23 protein-coding genes are annotated in these 24,600 nt (G+C 67.4%); 11 read left to right on the top strand and 12 right to left on the bottom strand.

The window, feature by feature from the left end; genetic code table 11:
• Positions 1–29: 29 nt before the first annotated feature.
• From ACVOJ1_RS08285 to ACVOJ1_RS08250, 8 genes are all read left to right on the top strand, one after another.
• Positions 30–1,058: an alpha/beta hydrolase gene (locus ACVOJ1_RS08285; RefSeq protein WP_346480319.1), complete on the top strand. Its 1,029-nt coding sequence runs from the start codon at positions 30–32 to the stop codon at positions 1,056–1,058.
• A 122-nt stretch (positions 1,059–1,180) separates the two neighbouring features.
• Positions 1,181–2,569 (top strand): YncE family protein, encoded by a 1,389-nt coding sequence (locus tag ACVOJ1_RS08280; RefSeq protein WP_346480318.1) that lies wholly within the window; start codon positions 1,181–1,183, stop codon positions 2,567–2,569.
• Positions 2,570–2,620: 51 nt separating this feature from the next.
• Entirely contained in the window at positions 2,621–3,673 is a 1,053-nt protein-coding gene (locus ACVOJ1_RS08275; RefSeq protein ID WP_262218073.1) for a heme/hemin ABC transporter substrate-binding protein, read from the top strand.
• On the top strand, positions 3,670–4,713 hold the full coding sequence (locus ACVOJ1_RS08270) for a FecCD family ABC transporter permease (protein ID WP_053518563.1): 1,044 nt from the start codon (positions 3,670–3,672) through the stop codon (positions 4,711–4,713). Before ACVOJ1_RS08275 ends, ACVOJ1_RS08270 begins: the two co-directional genes overlap by 4 nt.
• Positions 4,710–5,471: a heme ABC transporter ATP-binding protein gene (locus tag ACVOJ1_RS08265; protein ID WP_262100681.1), complete on the top strand. Its 762-nt coding sequence runs from the start codon at positions 4,710–4,712 to the stop codon at positions 5,469–5,471. The genes ACVOJ1_RS08270 and ACVOJ1_RS08265 overlap by 4 nt, the downstream gene beginning before the upstream one ends.
• 370 nt (positions 5,472–5,841) lie before the next feature.
• Positions 5,842–7,878: an elongation factor G gene (fusA, locus tag ACVOJ1_RS08260; RefSeq protein WP_346480317.1), complete on the top strand. Its 2,037-nt coding sequence runs from the start codon at positions 5,842–5,844 to the stop codon at positions 7,876–7,878.
• 156 nt (positions 7,879–8,034) lie between these two features.
• Positions 8,035–8,307: a hypothetical protein gene (locus tag ACVOJ1_RS08255; protein ID WP_019659661.1), complete on the top strand. Its 273-nt coding sequence runs from the start codon at positions 8,035–8,037 to the stop codon at positions 8,305–8,307.
• A 110-nt stretch (positions 8,308–8,417) separates the two neighbouring features.
• Complete coding sequence (locus ACVOJ1_RS08250; RefSeq protein WP_111186989.1) at positions 8,418–9,170, top strand: SapC family protein; 753 nt, start codon at positions 8,418–8,420, stop codon at positions 9,168–9,170.
• Positions 9,171–9,222: 52 nt separating this feature from the next.
• On the opposite strand, the gene ACVOJ1_RS08245 is transcribed toward ACVOJ1_RS08250, so the two are convergent.
• The 9 genes from ACVOJ1_RS08245 to ACVOJ1_RS08205 form a co-directional block, all read right to left on the bottom strand.
• Positions 9,223–9,756, bottom strand: a complete 534-nt coding sequence (locus tag ACVOJ1_RS08245) for a lipocalin family protein (RefSeq protein ID WP_180875140.1) — start codon at positions 9,754–9,756, stop codon at positions 9,223–9,225.
• Positions 9,757–9,763: 7 nt separating this feature from the next.
• Positions 9,764–10,837 (bottom strand): SAM-dependent methyltransferase, encoded by a 1,074-nt coding sequence (locus ACVOJ1_RS08240; protein WP_180875141.1) that lies wholly within the window; start codon positions 10,835–10,837, stop codon positions 9,764–9,766.
• The gene (locus tag ACVOJ1_RS08235; protein ID WP_346480316.1) at positions 10,834–11,619 is read right to left on the bottom strand and encodes a DUF1295 domain-containing protein; all 786 of its coding nucleotides are present in this window, start codon (positions 11,617–11,619) and stop codon (positions 10,834–10,836) included. Before ACVOJ1_RS08235 ends, ACVOJ1_RS08240 begins: the two co-directional genes overlap by 4 nt.
• Positions 11,616–12,164, bottom strand: coding sequence for a DUF2878 domain-containing protein (locus tag ACVOJ1_RS08230; protein ID WP_346480315.1), 549 nt, complete (start codon positions 12,162–12,164; stop codon positions 11,616–11,618). The genes ACVOJ1_RS08235 and ACVOJ1_RS08230 overlap by 4 nt, the downstream gene beginning before the upstream one ends.
• Position 12,165: 1 nt before the next feature.
• A complete protein-coding gene (locus tag ACVOJ1_RS08225) occupies positions 12,166–13,425 on the bottom strand; it encodes an SAM-dependent methyltransferase (RefSeq protein ID WP_180875144.1) in 1,260 nt (419 codons plus the stop codon).
• Positions 13,422–14,189: a DUF1365 domain-containing protein gene (locus tag ACVOJ1_RS08220; protein WP_197599965.1), complete on the bottom strand. Its 768-nt coding sequence runs from the start codon at positions 14,187–14,189 to the stop codon at positions 13,422–13,424. Before ACVOJ1_RS08220 ends, ACVOJ1_RS08225 begins: the two co-directional genes overlap by 4 nt.
• Positions 14,186–15,463, bottom strand: coding sequence for an NAD(P)/FAD-dependent oxidoreductase (locus ACVOJ1_RS08215; RefSeq protein WP_346480314.1), 1,278 nt, complete (start codon positions 15,461–15,463; stop codon positions 14,186–14,188). Before ACVOJ1_RS08215 ends, ACVOJ1_RS08220 begins: the two co-directional genes overlap by 4 nt.
• Position 15,464: 1 nt before the next feature.
• Positions 15,465–16,415: an acyl-CoA desaturase gene (locus ACVOJ1_RS08210; protein WP_164152110.1), complete on the bottom strand. Its 951-nt coding sequence runs from the start codon at positions 16,413–16,415 to the stop codon at positions 15,465–15,467.
• Positions 16,416–16,508: 93 nt separating this feature from the next.
• Positions 16,509–17,276, bottom strand: a complete 768-nt coding sequence (locus ACVOJ1_RS08205; RefSeq protein ID WP_346480313.1) for a hypothetical protein — start codon at positions 17,274–17,276, stop codon at positions 16,509–16,511.
• A gap of 131 nt (positions 17,277–17,407) precedes the next feature.
• On the opposite strand from ACVOJ1_RS08205, the gene ACVOJ1_RS08200 reads away from it, so the two are divergent.
• The 3 genes from ACVOJ1_RS08200 to ACVOJ1_RS08190 are packed head-to-tail and all read left to right on the top strand — an operon-like array spanning position 17,408 to position 19,409.
• Positions 17,408–18,031 (top strand): sigma-70 family RNA polymerase sigma factor, encoded by a 624-nt coding sequence (locus tag ACVOJ1_RS08200; protein ID WP_065182216.1) that lies wholly within the window; start codon positions 17,408–17,410, stop codon positions 18,029–18,031.
• The gene (locus tag ACVOJ1_RS08195) at positions 18,028–18,708 is read left to right on the top strand and encodes a ChrR family anti-sigma-E factor (protein ID WP_065175685.1); all 681 of its coding nucleotides are present in this window, start codon (positions 18,028–18,030) and stop codon (positions 18,706–18,708) included. The genes ACVOJ1_RS08200 and ACVOJ1_RS08195 overlap by 4 nt, the downstream gene beginning before the upstream one ends.
• Before the next feature lie 32 nt (positions 18,709–18,740).
• A complete protein-coding gene (locus tag ACVOJ1_RS08190; protein WP_053518533.1) occupies positions 18,741–19,409 on the top strand; it encodes an NAD(P)H-binding protein in 669 nt (222 codons plus the stop codon).
• A 21-nt stretch (positions 19,410–19,430) separates the two neighbouring features.
• Here ACVOJ1_RS08190 and ACVOJ1_RS08185 read toward each other — a convergent pair whose 3' ends face one another.
• From ACVOJ1_RS08185 to ACVOJ1_RS08175, 3 genes are read right to left on the bottom strand one after another with little or no spacing between them, the layout of a single operon-like run.
• Positions 19,431–21,827, bottom strand: coding sequence for a response regulator (locus tag ACVOJ1_RS08185; RefSeq protein WP_346480312.1), 2,397 nt, complete (start codon positions 21,825–21,827; stop codon positions 19,431–19,433).
• Positions 21,820–22,287 (bottom strand): response regulator, encoded by a 468-nt coding sequence (locus ACVOJ1_RS08180; protein ID WP_053518529.1) that lies wholly within the window; start codon positions 22,285–22,287, stop codon positions 21,820–21,822. Before ACVOJ1_RS08180 ends, ACVOJ1_RS08185 begins: the two co-directional genes overlap by 8 nt.
• A complete protein-coding gene (locus tag ACVOJ1_RS08175; protein WP_262218091.1) occupies positions 22,284–24,521 on the bottom strand; it encodes an ATP-binding protein in 2,238 nt (745 codons plus the stop codon). Before ACVOJ1_RS08175 ends, ACVOJ1_RS08180 begins: the two co-directional genes overlap by 4 nt.
• Between the last annotated feature and the right edge of the window lie 79 nt (positions 24,522–24,600).

Below are 24,600 nucleotides of genomic sequence, written 5' to 3'. Positions count from 1 at the left end.
GCGGCCCAGGCCGCTGACGTCGCCCGCCGATGAAGCATTTCGTCCTGCCTCCGCACCGTGGTCCGCTGGCCCGCGGCCTTGCCGTCCTGATGATGGGTCTGCTCCTGGCTACCCCGTATGCGTACGCGCAGCAGCGCAATCCGCTGCAGAAGATCGGCCACACCGTGCTGGATGAGCCGGCCGCCAGCTATCGCTTCGAGCATTTCGTGATCGACAGTGCCGACACGCAGCGCCGCTGGCGGGTGAATCTGGCGATTCCGGTCCGCGCCTCCAGTGCACCTTCGCCGGTGCTGTACGCGCTGGACGGCAATGCGGTGGCGATGGTGCTCGACCAGCCGCTGCTGGCTGAACTTGCAGCACTCAAGGCGCCTCCGGTGCTGGTGCTGATCGGCTACGACAATGATCTGCGCATCGACTCGAAGGCGCGGACCCGTGACTACACGGCATGGATCGACCGCGCCGACGATGAGAGCGGCGCAACCCAGGCGGTCGGCGGGGGCGCTGCGGCGTTCCTTGATGTGATCGAACGCCGCATCAAGCCCGAGGTGGAGCGTCGCGCCCGCGTCGACACCGGGCAGCAGGCGCTGTGGGGGCACTCGCTCGGTGGCCTGTTCGTGCTCAACGCGCTGTACACCCGGCCGGCCGCGTTCCAGGCCTATCTCGCCGCCAGTCCGTCACTGTGGTGGGCGCAGGGCGCGGCGCTGGGCGATCCCGAACAGCAGTTCGTGCAGAACGTGCACGGGCAGCCGGCCAGGGTCTGGTTGATGCTGGGAGGCGCCGAGCGCGTCGGCGACCGCGGCAAGCGTGACCTGAGCAACCCGCGGGTGGTCGCGCACCTGCGCCGCATCGGCGGCGCCACGCCTGACGCGGCGATGCAGTTGTCCGAGCGGCTGCGCCGGGTGCCGGGGCTGAGCGTGCAGTACAGCGAGTTTCCTGGCCTGGGCCATGGCCCGATGCTGCCGGCGTCCTTCCACGCGGCGCTGCATGAGCTGTACGGGGTGACCGATCGCAGTGCAGGCGATGGCGCCAGTGCAACGGATGGGCCGTCCAGCGAATGAATCCCTTCGCGCGGCGTGCCGTGCGACCCCACTACCCAGGCGAGGCTGCCCGCGTGCAGCGGCCCAGGCAACCGATGAATCCCGCGCCACGTGGCGCGGCCTACGTGTGCAAGGAGCCTGTCATGTCGTTCCGTTCCTCCCTTCGTCCTTCGCTTCGCTTCACCACTCTGGCCACCGGCCTGCTGCTGGCCGTCGCGGCCACCGCGCAGCCGGTATTCGATCAACCGGCCAACGCCAGGTTCAAGGGCCAGGTGGTCTCGCGCGGCGACAATGTGGTGCCGGGCAGCACCGCCGATGTGGTCGGTCGCGGCTTCGTGCCGGGCCAGAAGGTCAGCCTGCTGCGCGGCGACAGCGTGTTGAACGCCCAGCCGGTGGTGGTTGATGCCGATGGCAACTTCAAGACCCAGCTGGCCATTCCCGCCGATGCCGTGCCGGGCACCCATCCGGTCGTGGTGCGGGCGAGCCAGCCGGCCGCCGCGACGGTGCTGAAGCTGCGCGTCTCGCCGCAGCTGCCGCTGTCGGGCCAGGCGCAGTTCACCACCCAGTCCAACAAGCTGGTGCCGGGCCTGTACCAGTCCGCCTACAGCGCCGCCAGCAATGCGCTGTTCGTGACCTCCGCGGTCGGCCGGCCGCCGGTGACCCAGTCGCAGCTGCTGAAGATCGACCCGGCGTCGCTGAAGGTCAGCAAGGCGATCACGCCGGCGCAGGTGCCGGGCAGTACCAACGGCGCGGTCTATGCGGTGTACGGCGTGGGCGTGGATGATGCCAACGGCAACGTGTGGGTGACCAATACCCGTCAGAACAGCGTGGCCGTCTATCGCCAGAAGGATCTGTCGCTGGTGCACCAGTTCCCGGTCGATGCGGTGCCGCATGCGCGCGACGTGGTGATCGATGGTACCCGCGGCAAGGTGTTTGCCTCGGCCACCGGTGAGGATCACCTGTCGGTATTCGATGCGAAGACGTTCAAGGAGCTGCCCGCGGTGACGCTTGAATCGGGCGTGGATGACGGCAAGTTCACGCCGATGAGCCTGGTGCTGGACGAGAAGGGCGGCAAGCTGTTCACCGTCAGCATCGGCACGCCGGAGGCGGCGGTGATCGACGTGGCCAGCGGTGAGGTCGAGAAGGTGATCGATCTGGGCAACTCGATCAGCGCGTCGGGCGTGGCGTTCGACGCGGCGCGCAACCGGTTGTACGTGGCGTCGCAGGGCACCGACAACCTGCTGATCGTCGACGTCGCAGCCGGCAAGGTGCTGCACGATGTGCCGGTGGGCGCGGGTGCGCTGAACGTCGCCTTCGATGATGCATCCGGCCTGGCCTATGTCAGCAACCGTGGCGCCGGCACCGTGACCGTGGTCGACCGCGAGGGCAAGGTGGTCGCCAACCTCGACGGCGGCACTTTGCCGAACCACGTCCGTGCCGATGGCAAGGGCAACGTGTTCGCGGTGAACAAGTCGCGCGGCGCTGAAGACCCGAAGGGTGATCGCATCACCCGCATCACCCCGAAGCAGTAAGTCAGACGGCAGGGCGGCGCGCGCGTCGCCCTGCCAGCAAGGAGAACGTCCATGAACATCGTGCCCCGTCTGCGCCTGTGCGCACTTCCGTTGGCTGTTTCGCTGGCACTGGCTGCCTGTGGCGGCTCGTCGGCTCCCTCCGATGCCAAGAAGCCTTCCGAACCGCCGCCGGCGGCAATGGCGGCCGCCGCGGACACCGCGTTGCCGGCAGGCTGGAAACGCGTGGCCGGTGCCGAGATGCCGGCCGTGCATGACCAGAAGGCCGTGCTGCCGGCCAAGGTGCATTCCGATGACGGCGCCGATATCGCGGTGACCGACACCCGCCGGATCATCGCCGGTGGCGACGACGTCATCGCGGTGATCGAGGCGCTGGGGCTGGGCAAGCAGGTATTTGCCGCCCCGACCAACACCACCACCGAGGCTGGCCGGGCTGCGCCGCACCAGTTCCTGTTCAACCGCACCACGGGTGTGGAGGGTGTGCTGAGCCTGCGGGGTTCGCTGTTCCTGGGCAACAGCCTGCGCCGCCACACCGAGCTGGCGAAGAAGCTGCGCGAGGTGGGGGAGCCGGCGGTGGTCATCGACGATCTGCAGCCGGCGCCGGACAAGGTGCGCAAGGTCGCCGCCGCACTCGGGCTGGCCGAAGCAGGGCAGACGCTTGCCACGCAGGTGCAGCGTCAGCTGGATGAGGCCGCAGCGATCGGCCGGGGCCTGGGCCATGCGCCGCGTGTGATCCATGTGTCGGCCACCGGTGCCGGTGGCGCACCGACCGTTGCGGGCGCCGACAGCGCATCGGCGCAACTGATCGCGCTGGCCGGCGGCGTCAACATCGGCACCGAAGCGGGAGTGAAGAACTACTCGCAGCTGAGCAATGAGGGCGTGGTCGCCGCGGCACCGGAGGTGATTCTGGTGACCGAGCACGATCTGCAGCTGTTCGGCGGTGCCGAGGGCCTGTGGAAGTCGTACCCGACGCTGAAGCAGACACCGGCCGGGCAGGCCAACCGGGTCTGGGTGATGCCGGATGTGCAGCTCAAGTACACCAGCGTAGGTTCCGGGGCTGGCGCACTGGCGCTGGCGCGGGCGCTGGCGGCGCTGCCGAAGGCATGAGTCCGGCGGACCGGCGCCGTCGTCGCGGGCGGACGATGTTGATGGTGGCGATGCTGGCACTGCTGGCCGCCATTCTGGCCTCGTTTGCGGTCGGGCCACTGCGCTTGCCACCGCTGGAGGTGCTGCAGGCGCTGGCGGTGAAGATGGGGCTGCTCGATCCGCAGGCGGTGAGCAGCCGCGACCTGGCGGTGGTCTGGCAGCTGCGCATCCCGCGCGCCCTGTTGGGCGCGGTGGTGGGGGCATCGCTGGCGATGGCCGGTGCCAGCCTGCAGGGCCTGTTCGGCAATCCGTTGGCGGACCCGGGCATTGTCGGCGTCAGCCAGGGCGCCGCGCTGGGCGCGGTCGCCGCCATCGTGCTCGGTGCTGCAGGTGCGGCCGGCTGGTTGGTGCCGGTGGCCGCGTTTGCCGGCGGTGCGCTGGCGATCGGCCTGACCTACGCCCTTGCCCGGCCGGGCAAGGGCAGTGGCAATGCCACGCTGTTGCTGGTCGGCATCGCCATGGCGGCGTTCTGCTCGGCGCTGATCGGTTTCCTGACCTACATCGCCAGCGAGAGCGAACTGCAGTCGCTGGTGTTCTGGCAGATGGGTTCGCTGGCCCGCGCCAGCTGGAGTGATGTCGCCGCCGTGGTGCCGTTGTTCGCCATCGGCGTGTTCGCGCTGCAGCGCCTGGCAACGCCACTGGACATGCTGGCGCTGGGGGAACGCCAGGCCCAGCATCTGGGCCTGGACGTGGCACGGACCCGCCGCCGGCTGGTGGCGTTCAGTGCCCTGCTGGTGGGTGCGGCCGTCGCGTTTGCCGGTTCGATCAGCTTTGTCGGCCTGGTGGTGCCACACGTGGCGCGCATGCTGGTGGGGCCGGGGCACCGCTGGTTGCTGCCCCTTTCCGGCCTGCTGGGGGCGCTGCTGATCGTGGTGGCCGATACGGCCGCGCGCACGCTCGACCCGCCGGCGGAGATTCCACTCGGTCTGTTCTCGGCTGCACTGGGTGCACCGTTCTTCCTCTGGCTGGTGCTGCAGCAGCGCCGCAAGGCAGCCCCATGACGGCCCTGCTTCATCTGCGCGACGTCGTGGTGCGACGCGGGCAGCGCGAGATCCTGCACGGCATCAACCTGGCGTTCGAGCCGGCGACGGTCACTGCCTTGGTGGGGCCCAACGGCGCTGGCAAATCGACGCTGCTGGCTGTGGCTGCGGGCGATCTGCATGCCGATGCGGGTGAGGTGAGCCTGCTTGGCAGGCCGCTGGCCGGCTACAAGGCCGGTCCACTGGCGCGCGAGCGCGCGGTGATGCCGCAGGAGCACGGCGTGCGCTTCGCCTTCAGCGTGGAGGAGGTGGTGGCGATGGGGCGCCTGCCACACCCGCCCGATCCCGTACGCGATGACACGCAGGTGGAGGCCGCGATCGACGCAACCGAACTGCAGGCGCTGCGCCTGCGCGAGGTGCAGCACTTGTCCGGTGGCGAATCGGCCCGGACCACGTTCGCGCGCGTGCTGGCGCAGGATACGCCGCTGCTGCTGCTCGACGAGCCGACCGCTGCGCTGGATCTGCGCCACCAGGAGCGTACGCTACGCAGCGTGCGTGCCTGTGCCGAGGCCGGGGCCTGCGTGATCGTGGTGCTGCACGACCTGAATCTGGCCGCCGGCCATGCCGACCGCATCGTGCTGCTGGAACAGGGCAGGGTGGCCGCCGACGGCTCACCCGCGCAGGTGTTGACCGTGGACACGCTGCAGCGGGTCTACCAGCAGGACGTGGTCGTGCTGGAGCATCCGAAGCGGGGCGTGCCGCTGGTGGTGGTCACCTGATCCGGGCGGCGAAAGGAATCCTCATCGTTCCACTGGTGCGCGCAATCAGCACTTGCGCGCCAGATTGGCAGGTCTAGAATGCGCCCCATGAACCGGATGCCGCTCCTGAAGTTTTTCACCCTGACCCGCGCAAGCGCGGAACGGGCGTGTCTGCCTGGAGCTCGACGGGGCCGCTGAATCGGCCACCATTGGACCATCCACAGAGCGCCCTCCGGGGCGCTCTTTTCGTTTCCGCAGTCCCTCTCATCCACCCGCTGCACCGCAAGGAGAACGTGCCATGCACCAGATCGCCGAGACCGAACGCTAGCCGCGCACCCTGTCGCCAACCGGGGTGCGCGGCCCCCGAAGTTGGCTTGCAGGAACCCATCACATGAACACCCAGATCCTTTCCCGTCGTCGCAACCTCGGCATCATTGCCCACATCGACGCCGGCAAGACCACGCTCACCGAACGACTGCTGTGGAAGAGCGGCGAGATCCACCGCGTCGGTGAGGTCCATGACGGCAACGCCACCACCGATTTCTCGGCGATCGAGCGCGAGCGTGGCATCACCATCGGCGCAGCAGCCGTGCAGGCGCAGTGGGCGCCGCGCGATCTGCCGCCGCATCGGCTGACCCTGATCGACACCCCGGGCCACATCGATTTCGCCATTGAAGTCGAGCGTTCGCTGCGGGTGCTCGACGGTGCCGTCGCGGTGTTCTCTGCCGTGGATGGCGTGCAGCCGCAGTCGGAAACGGTGTGGCGCCAGGCGCGCCGGCACCGGGTGCCGTTGATCGCCTTCGTCAACAAGATGGATCGTGTCGGCGCCTCGTTCGAGCGCGTGCTGGAGCAGCTGCGGGACAAGCTGCAGGCGCGGCCGTGGGCGTTGGGTGTGCCGCTGGGCAGCGAAAGCGACTTCAGCGGCTGGGTCGATCTGGTGGATGAGCGCGTGCTGCAGTGGCGCGACGGCGGCGTGGTGACCATCACGCCGTGGGATGACGCTGCACGCAGCCAGTGGCAACCGCGGCGCGACGCGCTGGTGGAGGCCGTGGCCGACCATGACGAGGGTCTGGCCGATGCGTGGCTGGAAGGCCGGGTGATCGATGCGGAACTGCTGCGCGCGGCACTCCGGCGGGCGACGCTGGCCGGTGCGGGCGTGCCGGTGCTTGCGGGTGCGGCGTTCAAGGACAAAGGCATCGAGGCGCTGCTGGATGCGGTGGTCGATTACCTGCCTTCGCCGTTGGATCGGCCTGCCGTCACTGCCGAAGGCGAGGCCGGCGACGTGCTGCTGCCGCCGGATCCGGAGGGTCCGCTGGCGGGCCTGCTGTTCAAGATCACCCATCAGCAGCACGGTGCGCTGAGCTTCGTGAGGCTGTATTCGGGAACGCTGAAGGCAGGCGACGCTGTGGCCAGCTCGCAGCATCCGCAGGGTCGGCGCGTGAGCCGCCTGGTGCGGGTGCAGGCAGACCAGACCCATGACATCGAGCAGGCCGTGGCCGGTGACATCGTCGCGGTGCTGGGCTGGAAGGATGCAGTCAGCGGTGAAACGCTGAGCGCACGCGATCAGCCGTTGCGCCTGGAGAGCATCCAGGCACAGGCGCCGGTGCTGGCGTGGCGCCTGGAACCTGCGCGTGCAGCGGACCTGATCCGCATGGCGCAGGGGCTGGCCAGCCTCGCCCAGGAGGATCCGTCATTCCGCGTGGAGACCGATCGCGAGAGCGGCGAAACGCTGGTATGGGGCATGGGCGAACTGCACCTGGAGGTGATGGTCGAGCGCCTGCGCAGCGAATGGAAGGTCGATGTCGGCATCGGTTCGCCGCGCGTTGCCTACCAGGAAACGCCGTTGCGCGCGGTCTCCAGCGTGGTCGGCAGGGTCGTCAAGCAGAGCGGTGGCCAGGGCCAGTTCGCCCATGTGGTGCTGGACGTGGCGCCGCGCGAGGACGACCAGGTGGTGTTCAACGATCGCATCGTGGGAGGCGTGATCCCCCGTGGTTTCATCGCAGCGGTGGAGAAGGGTGCGCGTGCGGCGCTGTCGGAAGGACCGCAGGGGCATCCGGTCGTGGGCATCGAAGTGACCCTGGTGGACGGCCAGACTCATGCCAAGGATTCCTCGGACATGGCGTTCCACCGGGCCGGCAGTGAGGCCGTCAGGGCCGCGCTGGCCAGTGCCGGCACGCAGGTGCTGGAGCCGGTGATGGCGGTAACGGTGCATTCGCCCTCGGCGTCGGTGGGCGACGTGGTCGGCGACCTCAACCGTCGCCACGGTCGCGTCGCGCGCATCGAGGACCAGGAGGGCCGTGCCGAAGTGAGCGGCTTTGCACCGCTGGCGCAACTGGTGGGCTACACCACTGCGTTGCGCTCGCTCAGCCAGGGGCGCGCCAGCAGTGAAGCGCACCTGCACGGTTACGAGCCGGTACGCGCTGCCTGAAGTGTGCAAGGGGCCCGTTCGCGGGCCCCTCTTGCTGCCGGCGAGCGGCAGCAGGGCGCATTGCAGTGCAACAAAAGTGTAGAAAAAGCTGGATTAAAGTGATGCCTCACGATAAATTGCGCACCCGTCGTTGCTTGCCGCTGTCTGCCCCCACTCATGCGTGATGACAAAGACCCCGGAACCCTGGAGCTGACCCTGCCGCGCAAGCGCGGTCGTCCGCCCAAATTCGGGTACGCGATGAGCGATGCGCAGCGCGCCGCGCGTTACCGCGCACGCAGGTCGGGCCAGGCCAACCACGCCGATGTGCGCTCCTGCAGTGACATGGTCCTGCTGGACAAGATCCGCGCCGCGGTCAGTGCGCGCGACACCGAACTGGCGGGCTTCCTTGTCCACGTCCTGTGGCAGCGCTATCCGCTGCAGCTGAAATAAGTCAGTGCCGGGGTGGTGGTCGTCACCCGGCTTGTTGATAATGCGGGATTCAGGTTGTTCCCGCTGGCGCGCCCGGGATGGCAGGCGCGCATGATGAAACGGTTCCTACGATGACCACCAGCGACACCACCACCGAAGCGGCGCAGGCCGGCACCCCCCTGTTCTACACCCGTCCGGTGCCGCTGCAGGCTGATGTGCACGCCGACCTGCGCATCCTGCCGGGCAAGCTTGATTTCGCCGCCGGCAACAACGCCATTCCGCTGGTGCTCGGCGAGTTCTCGCTGGCACTGCATCATTTCCCGATCCTGTTCGCCGGCCCCGGCGCCGTTCCGATGGCTGCCGTCGGCGTGACCAACGAGAACCTGTTCATCAAGGACGGGCTGTGGGAAGACGAGGCCTACATTCCGGCCTATCTGCGTCGCCACCCCTTCATCTTCATCGACACCGGCGCGGACAACGATTTCCTGCTCGGCATCGATGAAGCGAGCCCGCGCGTGGTCAAGGGAGGCGAGGAAGGCCAGGCGCTGTTCGCCGACGGCAAGGCCACCGACATGGTGCAGCAGGCGCTGGAGTTCTGCGGGCAGTACACCCGCGAGCACGAACAGACCCAGGCCTTCTCCAAGGCGCTCATCGAAAAGGGGCTGCTGGTCGAGCGCAATGCGACCGTACGCGCTCCGAACGGTCAGGAGTTCAACCTCAACGGCTTCCAGGTGGTCGACGTCGAGAAGTTCGTCGCGCTGCCCGAGGAAACCGTGATCGAATGGCACCGCAGCGGCTGGCTGGCCCTGATCCATCAGCACCTGATGTCGCTGGGCCGCTTCAACGACCTGACCCGTCGCCAGGTCGAACGCCTGGCAGCCTGAGCGGGCTGAAGGGCCGGGCTCCCGCGCAGCGGGGCCCGGTCCGTGCGGGACGTCAGCGCAGTGACTGCGGAACGCGCCGCAGCTCGCGGGTGTCATATCCCATCGCGGCGATGCGTTTCACCGCATGCGCATAGTCCTCCGCAGAGACCTGCGGGGTGCGCGCCATGTACCACACGTAGTCGCGCTTGCTACGCGCCACGATGGTCTGCTGGTAGTCGCTATCGATCCAGGCAATGACGTACTCGGCCTGAATGGGCCATACGAACTGCATGCCCCAGATGGCGCCGTTGCCTTCCTTCTCGACCCTGCCGATCGGGTGCATCGATCGCTGTGGTGCGTCGAAACTGCCCTTGCGATACGTGAAGGTGGTCTGGATGCGGCCGTCCGGCCGCGGCGCGTAGCTTTCAATGGCGTCAAACGCTTCGCGTTCCGGCCAGGAAGGGATATGGGCGATGACGTACCAGTCGCCCATGAAGCGGGGAACGTCGACCGCCTGCGGTCGCGGCAGAGGGCGCAGGTCACTTGAACTGCAGCCGGTGCCGAACAGGGCGATCGCCAGGAACGAGAGCAGCGGAAGGGGGCGCATGGTGACCTCAACGTGGCCGGAACAGGTAATGGGCAACCAGCCACTGCTGGCCGTTGTCGTAGCCGAACAACTCGGCGCAGGCCATCCAGAACATGCGCCAGCGGTTCCACCACTGCCTTGCCGCCGACCTGCCATAGGTTGCCTCCAGGATCGGCATGATGCGTTCACGCGCGGCATCCTGGTTCGCCAGCCAGTGGTCAGCCGTACGCTGGTAATGCGTGCCATCCAGCAGCCAGCGCCGCTGCAGGCGCAGGTCCTGCTGGAAGTGCAGCAGAGTGTCGGCAGCGGGCATCAGCCCACCCGTGAAGAAGTGCCGCCCCATCCAGTTGTCGCCGCCTTCGGTTTCAAAGGGGTACATCAGGGTGCGGTGGGCGAAGATGTGCACGAACAGCGCGCCGTCGGGCTTCAGCCACTGCGCGATGCGTGACATCAGCTGCGCATGGTTGCGGACGTGCTCGAACATCTCCACCGAAACGCAGCGGTCGAAACGGCCGGCGGGCAGCTCCAGCCGGTTGACATCGCAGGTGATCACCTCGACATTGCCCAGCCCGCGCAGCCTGCACTGTTCAAGGATGTGCTGGCGCTGGCTGTGCGAATTGGACACCGCCGTGATGCGCGCGCCCGGGAAGCGCTCGGCCATCCACAGGGTCAGCGAGCCCCAGCCACACCCCAGTTCAAGGATGTGCTGCCCGTCAGCCAGGCTGGCACGCTCGCCGTAGAGCTCGAGCATGGCGACTTCGGCTTCGTCCAGGGTCTCGCGACCGCTCGGGTAGTAGCAGCTGCTGTATTTCAGGCGCTTGCCCAGGCAGGCCTGGAAGAATGCGGCGGGGACTTCATAGTGTTGCCGGTTGGCGGCATCGACATGAAGCGCGACCGGGCTGCCGGCCAACTGCTCAAGGCACTGGTTGAAGCGCGCGGACTGCGCCTCGATGCCCCCGGCACTCTCTTCCTGGAGGCGTTGGGCGCACAGCCGGCGGATACCGGAGCGCAGGGCCACATCCGGAATGAGGCCGCGCTCGGCCCAGGCGATCAGCCCGGTTTCCGGATCGGCAGGCGTTGCGAGTGATGTGGCGACAGTCATGGCAGGTGCTCCTTGGACGAACGCGGGAACCACGGGAAGAACATCGGCGTGCTGCGCTGGTAGTCGCGGTAGTCCTCACCACGGCTGCGCAACGCCTGCTTCTCGGTGAAGGGAATGCCGCTGAGATAGCGCAGGAACAGGTACATCAGCACCGGTCCTGTCCAGGCAAGCCAGCCCAATGGCGAGCCGACCGCGAGCAGGACGTAGGTGAACCAGTGCAGCCATTCGAAGAAGTAGTTGGGGTGCCGCGAGTACCGCCAGAGGCCGGTGCGGCAGGTGCGCCCCTTGTTGGCCGGGTCGGCGCGGAACCGTGCGAGCTGATGGTCGGCCAGCGCCTCGCCGCCGACGCTCAACAGCCAGACTACGGCAGCGGCGGCAACCCAGCCCGCCGCGGCGGGCGAGTCGTTGCTGGCGACGGCCACGAATGGCAGGGAGAACAGCACGATCAGCAGCGCCTGGGCGATGAAGAAGCCGAAGATCTTGCCCTGGTGGCTCTGCCAGTGATCTCGCAGGTATCGGTAACGCCCGTCCTCGGCCTCGCGCCGCACGCGGCCCCACAGGTGCAGCGCGAGTCGGCCGCCCCACAGGCCGCCCAGCACCGCAAGGGCCACACGCGGCAGCGCGGCGCCGTCACCGAGCAGGGCCAGTATCAGCGCTGACGCAGCGACGCCCTTCGCCCACAGCACATCGACGATGCCGATGTTGCGGTGACGGCGTTGCCATGCCCATCCCCAGGCCATGATGAGCAGGGCATACAGGGCAACCCAGGGCAGGGCGTTCATGGTTGGGCTCCGGCAAACGGTGGGCGGATGGCGGGCCTCGACCAGCGACGCGCAGCGATACACAGCAGCGGCAGGGCGATGCTCCAGCCGATACCGAGCGTCAGCAGGCCTTTCCAGGCCGGGGGCGAAAGCTGCACGGCGTCGAAGCCGCGGCTGGCGGACAGGTACGCCAGCGGGGCAAGCAGCAGGCCAAAGCACACGGGCAGCACCGTGTTCCGCTGCAGGAAGGCCATCGATGCATTGATCGTCATCGCGAAGGACGCCCAGAGTGCGAGGATCCAGGGCGGTGGTACCCAGCCCAGGGGCGCAGCGGCATAACGCACCACGCCCGCGGCGGCAGCGGCGCCATCGACTAGCCACGCACAGGCCAGGGCCAGGACCAGCAGGCGGAGCTCGACCCGGGGCAGGGGACTGGTGCTGAGCTGGCTGGCCACGAACAGTGTGGCGGCCAGCAGTGCTGGCCATTGCAGCCCGCGCCCGGCGCCAGCGACCGCGCACAGCCAGACCGCCTGGTTGCCGAGCAGATTGAGCCAGGTGCGGCGCATGTCAGTGTGCACCCGTGGCGTGCGCGCTGCCCCGATGGCCGGGGCGTGCCAGCAGCAGGTGTGAAACGCCGATCGAACGTTCCAGGAAGCCGCCCTCGCAGTAGGCCAGGTAGAACTCCCACAGACGGCAGAACCGCGCGTCGAACCCCTGCGCATGCACTGCGGGAAGCTGTGCGAGGAATCGCTGGCGCCACGCCCGCAGCGTGAGCGCATAGGAATGACCGAAGTCCTGCTGCGCCAGCAGCTGCAGATCGCTGGCACGGGTCTTGGCGGCCATGATCGCGTTGATGGAAGGGATGAAGCTGCCGGGGAACACGTGGCGTTTGATGTAGTCCACGCTTCGGCGCGCCTGCTCGTAGCGGTGGTCTTCAATGGTGATCGCCTGCAGCAGGGCCAGCCCGTCCGGCTTGAGCAGCCGTTGCAGGGTGGCCATGTAGGTGTCCAGATACTGGGCGCCGATCGCTTCGATCATCTCGATCGAGACCAGCTTGTCGTACTGCCCGTCGAGGTCGCGATAGTCCTTCATCAGCAGGGTGATGCGATCCTCCAGGCCCGCGGCGCGCACCCGCGCCGTGGCCAGCGCATGCTGCTCGGCGGAGATCGTGGTGGTAGTGACATGGCAGCCGTAATGCTGCGCGGCATGCAGTGCGAATCCGCCCCAGCCCGTGCCGATCTCGACCACCCGGTCTCCGGGTGCCAGGCGCAGCTGCTGGCAGATGCGATCGAGCTTGCGCCGCGAGGCGTCCTCGAGCGTGTCCTGCTCGCTGGCGAACAGCGCCGATGAATACATCAGGTCCGTTGACAGGAACAGGGCGAAGAAGTCGTTGCCGAGATCGTAGTGAGCCGCGATGTTGCGTCGGCTGCCTTCGCGGCTGTTGCGGCGCAGCCGGTTCCAGCCGCGCAGCAGCCAGCCGCCGATGCGCGCCGGGCCACGTTCCATGCCGTCCAGCAGATCGCGGTTGCGCACCAGCAGGCGTACCAGCGCAACCAGGTCGTCGCATTGCCAGTCGCCATGGATGTAGCTCTCGCCGGCGCCTACGCTGCCTTGTGCGGCGACTTTGCGGTAGAACGCCGGGTCATCGATGGTCACAGTGACATGCAGTTCCCCCGCAGCGTCGCCCAGCAGTGTTTCGCCGAGGGCATCCCGTACCCGCAGCTGGCCTTCGCGCAGCGGCGCAAGCTGGGACAGCAGGCGTTGGCGCAGGTATGCGTCGAGCGCGCCGGCCCGGGGCATGGCTGCCGATGGAGTCATCTCGTTCATCGCGGTTTTCCGGCAAGTGAGGGGTGGTCATGGACCGGGTTGCGCTTGAGCCACAACCGCAGCGCATGCCAGTGAATCGCCGCAACGACCTGCACGGTCATCAGGGGATACAGGGTGAGCACCTTCGCCAGGCCGCGCCCGTCCAGCGGTCGTCGCTGCATGTGCTGCGTGGCGTCGAACTGGCGCACGCCCTCCTGCAGAACCTGCATGTGGACCCTGAGGTCCTCGCCGGGCGTGCTGAACCGCCAGTCGTAGGTGCAGTCCATCGCCATGAAGGGCGACACATGGAAGCGCTTCTGGAACTGCCAGCGCAGTGAGCCCGGCTCGCTGGCCGCTTCTTCCACTGACAGGACGTAGGCGTGGCGCTCTTTCCAGGGCGTATTGGTGATGTCGGCCACGATGCAGTCCAGTGTGCTGCCGTCAGGCTGGTAGCAGTAATAGAAACTGACCGGGTTGAAGACGTGCCCGCCGAAGCGCAGATGGGTCAGCAGGCGGATGGGGCCCGCCGGGCGATGACCCCGCACGCCTGCGACATGGCGGCGGACCGCCTCGGGAAGCGGCATCGAGGGGTCACCGAAGTAGTCGCTGCGCCGGAACTCCGCCAGATTGCGGCGGTTCAAGGACCACAGCCATCGTCCGGCAAAGATCGTGTCCAGCTCGTCGAGATCAAGCAGCAGCTGCGCGACCGGGTAGCGGAAGGCGTGCGCGTGCGGCTGGTGCCTGCGGTGTATCACGTGGCCGAAGTAGAGGGCGCTGGCGCTCATGCGGCGGCCTCGTCCTGCGTCATGAGACGTGGCTGCGGCGAACAGGTGCGCATCGCGTCGACGACACGACGGGCACTGCGGATGCCATCTTCGTGGAAACCCCACCCCCAGTAGGCTCCGGCGAACCAGGTGTGGCGGCGGCCCTGTACGTCGGCCCAGCGCTGCTGGGCTCGGACCGCAGCATGATCGTGCACCGGGTGTGCATAGCTCATTCTACGCAGTATGCGGCGTGGGTCGATCGCCTCGGTGCGGTTGAGCGTCACGACCAGCGGGATGTCGCCGGGCAGTCCCTGCAGCAGGTTCATGCAGTAGCTCACGGTGCAGGGAGCGGCGGGATCGCGCGGCACATGCGCGTTCCATGCAGCCCATGCCTTGCGGTTACGGGGTAGCAGGGATGCATCGGTGTGCAGTACGACGTCGTTGGGCTGGTAGCGGATGGCACCGAGTACGTCACGCTCGATCGGATCGGCATCGGCCAGCAGTGCCAGCGCCTGGTTGCTGTGGCAGGCGAGGATCACTTCATCGAATCCTTCCACGCCCGCAGCGCTGTGCACGCGCGCGCCCCAGGGCATCCGCTCGACGGCGAGGACGGGACACTCCAGGCGCTCGTGCACCCGCCAGCGGCGGCGCAGGGCGTCCACGTAGCGCGCCGAACCACCTTCCACCACGCGCCACGGCGCGCGGCCGGTCATCTGCAGCATCTGGTGGTTGGCCATGAACTGGGCCAGGTAGCGTGCGGGGAAGTCCAGGACGGTCGCCGTCGGCGACGACCACAACGCCGACGCCATCGGCAGCAGATGCTCGTCGACGAAGGCCTTGCCATAGCGCTGGCTGCGCAGATAGTCGCCCAGCGTTGGGCCTTCCCGCTCGGCCAGCAGCAGCGGCGCATCGCGATAGAAGCGCCGCAGGTCGGAGAGCATTCCCCAGAAGCGCGGCGAAACGAGGTTGCGTCGCTGGCAGAACAGGCCGTCCAGCGAGGTGGCGTTGTACTCCACGCCCGAACGCTCGCTGTGCATGGAGAAACTCATGGTGGTGGGCCGCGAGGTGACGCCCAGCTCGTCGAACAGCGCGCTCAGCAGCGGATAGTGCAGCGGATTGAACACGATGAACCCGGTGTCCACAGCCATCCGCGTCCCGCCCAGCTCGATGTCGTGGGTGTGGGTGTGTCCGCCGAGATAGTCGTTGGCCTCGAACAACGTGACGTCATGTTCGCCGTCCAGCCACCATGCACTGGCCAGACCAGAGATTCCCGAGCCGATGACTGCGATGCGCATGTCAGTATCTCGCCTTGTCCAGGACCCACGCTGGGATGGGTTTGAGTCCGCTGACCAGCCGCAGGGCGGCCATTGCGCGCAGCCCGTACCAGGTCATGTCCACCTCCCACCAGCGGAAGCCCTGCCTGACCGAGCCGGGAAAGAAGTGATGATTGTTGTGCCAACCCTCGCCGAAGGTCAGCAGTGCCAGCCACAGATTGTTGCGGCTGTCGTCACGGGTATCGAAGCGGCGCCGGCCGAAGCGATGCGCCAGCGAGTTGATGGTGACCGTGGCATGGAACAGGACGACGGTGGAAACGAAGAAGCCCCAGACCAGAAGCTGTGGCCCGGACGTGTGCAGGCCGGGCGCTGCCCGTTCGAGCAGTTCGCCCAGTACATAAAGGCCTGCCGCCAGCAGTACCGGCACCGCGATGTCGAAGCGGTCCAGCCAGCGCAGTTCCGGGAACCGGGCCAGATCAGGCACCCGGGCAAGGTCGGTGGTGAACGCCTCGCGGGTCAGGAACCAGCCCATGTGACTGCGCCAGAATCCGCGCTGGCGTGGGGAATGGGGGTCCTGCGGCTGGTCGGCGTGGCGGTGGTGATGCCGGTGGTGCGCGGCCCACCACAGCGGGCCGCGCTGCACGCTGGAGGCGCCGATCACCGCGAATACGAACTGCACCCAGCGCGGCGCCTGGAAGGTTCGATGCGAGAAGTAGCGGTGATAGAACGCGGTGATCGCAAACATCCTGATCGCGTAGAGCGCAGCTGCCACGGCCACGGCGATCCAGGACACCCCCACCCAGATCACGCCGAGGCAGGCCAGGTGCATCAGTGCGAATGGCACCGCGCGCAGCCAGTCGATCCGATCCGCACGCCCACTGTCGGTGTCCATTGCAGTGCCGGCGTCGAACCAGCGCCGGATGGTGCTCAGAAGGCGTTCGCGTCGGCTGCGGAGGGGCGCTGCGGAAGCCATGGGGCGGATCTCGAGAGAGGCGTGTGTTTCTCTACGCAGCAGGGCGGGAAATGGATGCGCCTCGTTGCAGATTCTTCGTCTTCCTGTTTGTCTTCACTTCGCCGTAACGGCGCACCCGGCGACCAGAGGCCGCGCCCACGCCTGCTGCCACTGGCTGTCCGGCTGGGGCGCAGGCGGGCTGTCGAAGCGCACCACCACGGCGGGGTAAGTGCCACGTGCATCGCGCAGGTTGCTGGTGCCGCGGAACTCCAGCAGGCGACGATCGGCCTCGGCGTAGACCAGTGACAGGCGTGGGGCCACGCCGCCATACCAGGTGTCCAGCTGGACCTCGAATGACTGTGCAGCCAGCCCGCGCCAGCGGTTCGCACCACGCCAGCTGACCTTGACCGGATAGAAGCGCTGGCGCCCGGGGACGAGAAAGGGCAGGGTCACCTCGGCTCCCTGCAGCAGCGGTGTCCAGTGCTGGCGCACGGCCGCATCGAAGCCGGCATCGACGACTGCACCGGCAGGCGCTGGCAGGCGTGCCTGCCGCGATGTGGACGAGGCACTCTCCTTCCACGAGATGCGGACTGCATCGCTGGACATCTCCACGTCAGCCTGCTGACCGGAGCGCTGGTCGAGCAGCCGGTAGCCGCGCGCCAGCGGTCGATCCGTGGCCGCCATGTGTTTTCTTGCAAAGGGCTGGCCGTCCGGGCACAGGTACTGGACCCAGCGCTCGGCGCCTTCCGTGGCGCCCCGCTGCCAGTGCATCTCGCGGTAGGCCACCCGGCCATCCGGCAGGGTGGCGATGCCCTCGTTGTGCAGCAGGGTGGCCGCGAGGGCGGGGCAGGGCAGGTACAGCAGCAGGAAGGTGAGGCGCATCGAAGGCGCTCCGGCGGGATGTGTTCTGGCATACGCGGCAGGGCCGTTGCTGGATGCAGGTCGGTGCTGCATCCAAACGGGCCCATGGCCCGTACTCAGGACAGACCTTCACCAGCCCGCCGCGACCGCAGATGTACCCTGACGCCGCCAGCCCTCCCGTTCCCTTCGACACCGCCCGCCTCGTGTCCAGTTCCCAGCAGCCCAGCACTGACGCACTGAACTGGACCGGTGACATGGACGCGGTGGCGCGGTTGCGCGACCGCGACTGCTTCATGCGCATCTATGACCACTTCATGCCCAGGTTGTGCGTCTATCTGCGCGGACTCGGCGTGCCGGATGCCGTGGCTGAAGAGCTTGCGCAGGAATGCCTGTTGAAGGTGTGGCTGCGCGCTGGAGACTACGATCCGGCGCAGGCGGCACTGAGTACATGGCTCTACCGGATCGCCCGCAACCTGCATATCGACCGGGTCCGGCGCGAGCGCAGCTGGATGCAGGTCCAGGCGGCCGTCGAAGAGGCCGCTGCCGCGGACCTGGTCGAGCGCAGCAGCGCCGAGCAGTTTGCCGACCATGCACGGCTGCGCCAGCGCATCAACGAACTGCCGGCCGTGCAGGCGCGCATGGTCCGGATGTCGTACTTCGAGGCCAAGAGCCACGGTGAGATCGCCTCCATTCTGGGCATGCCGCTGGGGACCGTGAAGTCGCATCTCCGCCGCGCATTCCTGCGCCTGCAGTCGCGGATCGGAGGTGCGCAATGAGCCCGCACCACCATCTGCACGAATCGACGTTGATGAGTTATGCGGCCGGCGCACTGCCGGCGCCACTGAGTATCGTCGCCGGCACGCATCTCGAGCGCTGCCCGGTGTGCCGGCAGCGCCTGCGGGAGGCTGAGGCGATCGGTTCGGCGCTGCTGGAATACACCCAGCCTGCGCTTGCCGAAGACCGCCGGGACGCCCTGCGCGAGGCCATGCTGGCCCATCTGTCCTCGCAGGCGGTCTCAGCAGCGGCCGAGCCATCATCGCCGCGGGAGGTGCCGCATGAACGGCCTGAGGCTGATCCGGACTACCTGCCGGCATCGCTGCACCCGTATTTCGGCAGGTCACTGGCAGCGCTGCGTTGGCGCTGGATCGCGCCTGGCGTGCACTGCATCCGGGCCGAACAGATGCCATCGTTGATCATGCTGAAGATCGCCCCCGGAAAGTGCCTGCCGATGCACAGCCACGGACAGAGCGAACTGACGCAGATCCTGCGCGGTTCCTACAACGATGCGTTGGGCCTGTTCGCGCCTGGCGATGTCGCGGATCTTGACGAGGACGTTGAGCACCAGCCGGTGACGGCGCCGGGCGTGCCCTGCATCTGTGTGTCCGCGCTGGATGCCCCGCTGGTGTTCAGTGGTTGGCTGGCGCGCCGCATCCAGCGTTTCGTGAAACTCTGAGCCCCGTGGACAGTCACGCCGCCCCTGGTCGCATGAAGCTGCTCGTTGCCGGTGCAACAGGGCTGGTGGGGCAGGGCGTTGTCCTGGCCTGCCTGGAATCGCCCCGGGTGCAGCGTGTCACGGCACTGGTCCGCAGGCCGGGCAGCCGGCCGGGGCAGCAGGTCGCCGAACTGCTGCTCGCCGATTTCCGGCAGGCCGCCGGCAGTGTTGACCTGTTTTCGGGATTCGACGCCTGCCTTTACTGCGCCGGAGCGCCGCCGGTGGGAACCCGCGAAGCCGAGTACCGCGCGGTGACCTTCGATGCCACGCTTGCCGTGGCTTCGGCGTTCGCCCAGGCATGTCCGCAGGGGCGCTTTCTGTACGTGTCCGGGGCTCATGCTGATCCGCAGAGCCGCATCATGCCATTGCGGGTGAAGGGGCAGACCGAACAGGCGCTGGCCCGCTTGCCGATCCGTACGGTGATGTTGCGACCAGGCGGTGTCCAGCCTGTTGCAGGTACAGGCACGGTGCATTCGTGGATGAAGCCACTCTATGGTGTCGGCGCCCCGGTGCTGGGGCTGGTCGCACGCATGGCCCCTTCCATCGCGACCAGCAATCTGGCCCTGGGGCGGGCGATGGTTGCACTGGCCGACATGCCACAGCCGCCGGGCGTCGTTGAGTGCGCGCAGATCAACCGGCTCGGAACCAGGCAAGGCCCCTGAGCCGGCGCGCGCCCCGGTCCGTCAGCTGGAGGACGCCAGCACGCCGCGGATCGATTCGGCCAGATCGGCGCGCGTGAATGGCTTGCTCAGCAGCGCCGCAGAGCGGCCCGCGCCCCCGGGGGCGTCATGATCGCGCGGATAGCCGGATGTGAACAGAATCGCCACCTCAGGCCAGCGCTCCCGGACTTCGCGACCCAGTTCCCAGCCGGACATGCCGGGCATCACGATATCGGAGAACAGCAGATCGATGCGCGCGTCCGGGCGTTCCAGCAGGCGCAGCGCGGACGGCCCGTCATGTGCCTCCAGCACGCGGTAGCCCAGCTGGCGCAGGGCGTCGACGGTGTATGCGCGGACATCGTCATTGTCTTCAGCGACCAGGATGGTCTCGCCGCGCTGTTCATAGCCGGCCAGGCCCGCTGCCGGCGCGGGAGATTCACAGGGCAGTGGCAGCGGCGAGCGCGGGAACATCATGGTGATGCTGGTTCCTCCGCCCTCCACGGAGTCGATCAGGACGTGGCCGCCGGACTGCTTGACGAAACCATGCACCATGGAGAGCCCCAGGCCCGTGCCACGCCCCACCTGTTTCGTGGTGAAGAACGGCTCGAACACCCGCGCCAGCGTATCGGCCGGCATGCCGTGGCCGTTGTCGCGGACGCGCAGCATCACGTACTCGCCCGGAGCCGCATCGGGGAACAGGGCGGCATAGTCGCCGTCGAGATGGCTGTTGTCGATCTCGACCTTCAGCCTGCCGCCGCTGGGCATCGCATCGCGTGCATTCACCGCGAGGTTGAGCACGGAGGCCTCCAGCTGCGCGACGTCCAGTTCCACGCACCAGATGCCGGCAGCCGTGCTGATCTCCAGTCGCACCAGCTCGCCCAGCGCCCGCTGCAGCATGTCCTGCATTCCGAGCATGCAGTCGTTGAGATTGACGGCCTGGCTGCGCAGCGGCTGGCGGCGCGCGAAGGCCAGCAGCCGCTGGGTCAGGCTTGCCGCGCGCGAGACGCCCTTCAGGGCGTTGTCCAGTGCGCGTGTGGTCGCCTCGGCCGACGCTCCAGGATGGCCGCTCAACAGCATCGCGTGCTCGACGTTGCCGGAGATGACCGTCAGGATATTGTTGAAGTCATGGGCGATGCCGCCGGTCAGCTGCCCGACGGCCTCGATCTTCTGCGCCTGCCGAAGTGCATGCTCTGCCTGTAGTCGTGCGGTGGTCTCCACGGCTTCGGACACCACCGCGGTGACCTCGCCTGCGCCGTCCTGCAACGGACGGAATGAAACGTCGAAACTTCGCCGGCCGGTGGGCAGCTCCAGTTCGAGCGAGTGCAGGGAGCTGCGCCCACTTACGGCATCGGCAACCGCCTTGTCGATCACCTCGCTCATTCCGGGCGTGGTGGTGAACCAGGGCGTCTGCCAGTAGGGGGTATCCACAACCTGCGCCTTCTCGGCCAGCACCGCGGCCAGCGAGGCGACGTTGGCGTCGACGACACGCCCGGACAGGTCAAGCAGCACCTGATGCTGGAAGCTGGACTCGAAGATGGACTGCAGACGTCGCTTGCTGGCCCGGAGCTCGGCGGTGCGCGCCTGAACCTGCCGCTCCAGCGACTGGTTGTCCTCGCGCAGGGCCAGTTCGGCGCGCTTGAGCTGGGAAACGTCGCCGCCCACGCAGATGTAGCCGACCACGCGGCCATCGGCTGCGCGCTCCGGTACGCAGTCCATCTGTACGAAGCGTGTCTCACCGCTGCGATGGGCAAGACGTGCCTGGAAGTTGGCGCGCTCTCCCTGGAGGACCTGCTGCAGGCTGGGCAGCGCCTCCTCGAAGGCTGAAATCCCGCTGATCTCGCGCGCAGTCCGTCCCTGCAGCTCGGCCAGGCTTACCCCGTGCCAGTCGAGAAACGCACGGTTGGCGAAGCGGAAGCGGTGTTCGTGATCGAACTGCGCGATCAGCGCCGGAACCACGTCGGTGATCTGCTGCAACTGCGCCTGGCTGTCATTCAGTGCCGCCTGGGCCTGGGCCAGCTCGCCACGCTCGTGGGCCTCCTGCCGTGCACGCCGTATCGCGTCCGGCAGTCGTTGCAGCCGCTGCTTCACCACGTAGTCGCGCGCGCCACGGGTCAGGGCCTGCACCGCCAGTTCTTCGGTAAGCGTGCCGGAAACAAAAATGAATGGCGTATGGGGGACGCGTTCGCGCGCCAGGGCCAGGGCCGCATCGCCATCGAAGCCGGGCAATACATGATCGGCGAGGATGACGTCATGCGTGCCGCTGTCGATGGCATCGAGGAAGCCCCGACGCGTCCATACGCGCTCCGCCTCGAAATCCAGGCCGGCCCGCAGCAGCTGGGCGGAGATTAGCTCCGCATCGAGTGCGCTGTCCTCCAGCATGAGGATGCGCAGGCGCTCGCCGCGGTCGGTGATATCACCCATGGTGGTGTCCCGAGCCGTTCGGGCGATGCGGCGGTGGTTGATTGGTGATTCCCCAGAACATGCCAAGACCCTGGATCGCGTCGAAGAATTCCTTGAAATCCACGGGCTTGACCACGAACGCGTTGACCCCTAGTTCATAGCTGCGGATCAGATCCTGCTCCTCCCGCGACGAGGTCAGCATCACGATCGGGGTGCTGCTGAGAACGGGATCGCCACGAACCTGCTCGAGCACCTCCAGTCCATTGACCTTCGGCAGCTTGAGATCGAGCAGCACGACCACGGGGCCGCCATGGCGGGCACCGGAAAAGGCGCCCTCGCATCGCAGATAGTCCAGCGCCTCGGCGCCGTCACGCACATGGATGACATCATTGAGCAGCTGGCAACGCGACAGCGCGGCCAGGGTCAACTCAGCATCCTTGGGGCTGTCCTCGACAAGCAGGATCGGCCGCAGGTCCCTCATTGAACATCTCCAGAATGCAGGGGCAGGGTGAAATGGAGGGTGGCGCCTTTGCCCGGCTCGCCCTCGGCCCAGGTGCGGCCGCCATGGCGGCCGATGATGCGGCGCACGTTGGCCAGGCCGATGCCGGTACCTTCGAATTCCTCGACATGGTGCAGCCGCTGGAACACGCCGAACAGCTTGTCCACATAGCGCATGTCGAAGCCGCAGCCGTTGTCGCGCACAGTGAAGACATCCTCGCTTTCCGAGCGCTCGTGCGCCACTGCGATCACCGCGTGCGTGCGCTCGCGGGTGAACTTCACTGCATTGGACAGCAGGTTCTGCCAGACCAGGCGCATCATGGTGGGGTCGGCCTCAACCTGGGGCAGGTCCCCGATCTGCCAGTGGACGTCGCGTCCGTGGTATTCGAACTCCAGCATCTTCCGCACATCCTCCACCATGGCTGCCATGTCGATGCGTGCGCGACCCAGCGTCGAGCGGCCCATCTGGGAGAAGCTCAGAAGATCATCCACCAGCGTGCCGGCCGATTTGGCCGAATCAACGATGGTGTCGAGGAAACGCCGCTCGGTCTCGTTCAAGCGCTCGGCTGCCGAGCTGCCCAGCAGTTCGGAATAGCCCACGATATGCCGGAACGGGGCGCGCAGATCATGGCTGATGGAATACGAGAACGCTTCCAGCTCCTTGTTGCTGCGCATCAGCTGCTCGTTCAGTTCGGCCATCTCTTCCGCCTTGCGCAGCACGATGTCGACGATGGCGTTGCGCATCTCGAGCGCCGCATCGCAGTCGGCCTCGTTCCACGGCAGGCTGCGCTGCTGCACGGTCTCTTTCCATGCCTCGAATGAATGCCGTGGCGACAGGGCGTCGCTGCCGCCTGCGCTCTTGCGTGGATCGCCACCCCATCTGACCGTGCGTACCACCTCTGGGCGGAACCACATCAGGTAGCTGTCATGCAGCTGGGAGATGGATACGGCGATCACGCCGCTGGCAACATCGCTGAACTGCTCCGCAGGCGGCCAGGCCGCGGTCAGATGATCGGTGACGTACATTTCCTCGCCCACGTGCGCGGTCGCGAGCCACTGTGCCAGCGCAAGTACCTCCGGATTCCCGGGGCATTGGCCCAGGCGCACGCAGTCGTTCCTGTGCACGATGGCCGCGCCCTGCGCGCCGGTCAGTGAAAGCAGGCTGTCGGGGTCGCGGCGGAGCGCGGCCATGAAGTCCTCGTCGCCGGCCATGCGGCCCAGCAGCTTGACCAGCAAGGACCGGCGCCCGACCCGTTCCTCCACGGCGCGTGCGCGCTGCTTCAGTGCGATCTGCAGCGACAGGATCTGCCCCATGAACTCGCAGGCCGTGCGCACGTGATAGGGCAGCCGGCGCGGCTGTGCGCTGTGGCACGACACCAGCCCCCACAGCTGTCCCTCGTGGATCAGCGAGACCGACATCGATGCCGCCGTGCCCATGTTGCGCATGTACTGCAGGTGCACCGGCGAGACGCTGCGGAGCGTGGAAAGGCTCAGGTCGGTGGGCGGGGCCTGGCGATGATGCCCGGCCCGCACCAGGGGCACGGGCGTGTAATCGCAATCGGCGATCAGCCGCACCCGGTTATGCAGATACAGGGCGCGCGCCTGCGCCGGAATATCCGATTCCGGGAAGCGCAGATCAAGATACGAAGGCAGGATGCCGTTGCCATCTTCGGCCACGACGGTTCCATTCCAGCCGGCGTCGAACTGGTAGACGAGGGTACGGTCGAATCCGGCGATCCTGCGTATGTGCGCAGCCGCCAGCTGGCAGAGATCCTCGACCGTCGCGGCCCCCTCGATGGCGAGCATCAGTTCGCGGATCGCGGGGTACAGCTCCTCCAGCGAGGCGGGTTGACCGGCAACGGGGGCTTCCAGTTCGATCAGAAGATCGTCATCTGAACGATGCGCGAGCAACTGGTGGCGCCCCAGCCCATCCAGGTGGACCGCGCCCAGGTGCAGCGTGCCGCCGGGTGCGATGTGCCGCAGGCGATGTACGAAGGGGCCGATCACACCGCCCAGTGCGTTCTCGACATGCTGCATCAACGGATCACCGTACTGGCGCAGCGCGATGGGCTGGCTAACGGCACATTCCCGCACCAGCAGCGTCAGCGGATCCAGCACCAGCAGCACGCCGTAGGGCTGGATGGCGCCCGGTGTGTGGATGGGTTCCCGCGCACAGTCCGACAGTGCATCGTTCCAGGTGCGATCAGCGGAAGGCATCAAGGGCGGTACTCATGATTCGTGACGGGCCGGGCGGAATGGAATGGTGACGGAAAATGCTGCTGCCGCATACCGTCCG

Source organism: Stenotrophomonas sp. STEN225 (assembly GCF_056756445.1).
This window is presented reverse-complemented; position numbering and strand designations above follow the sequence as displayed.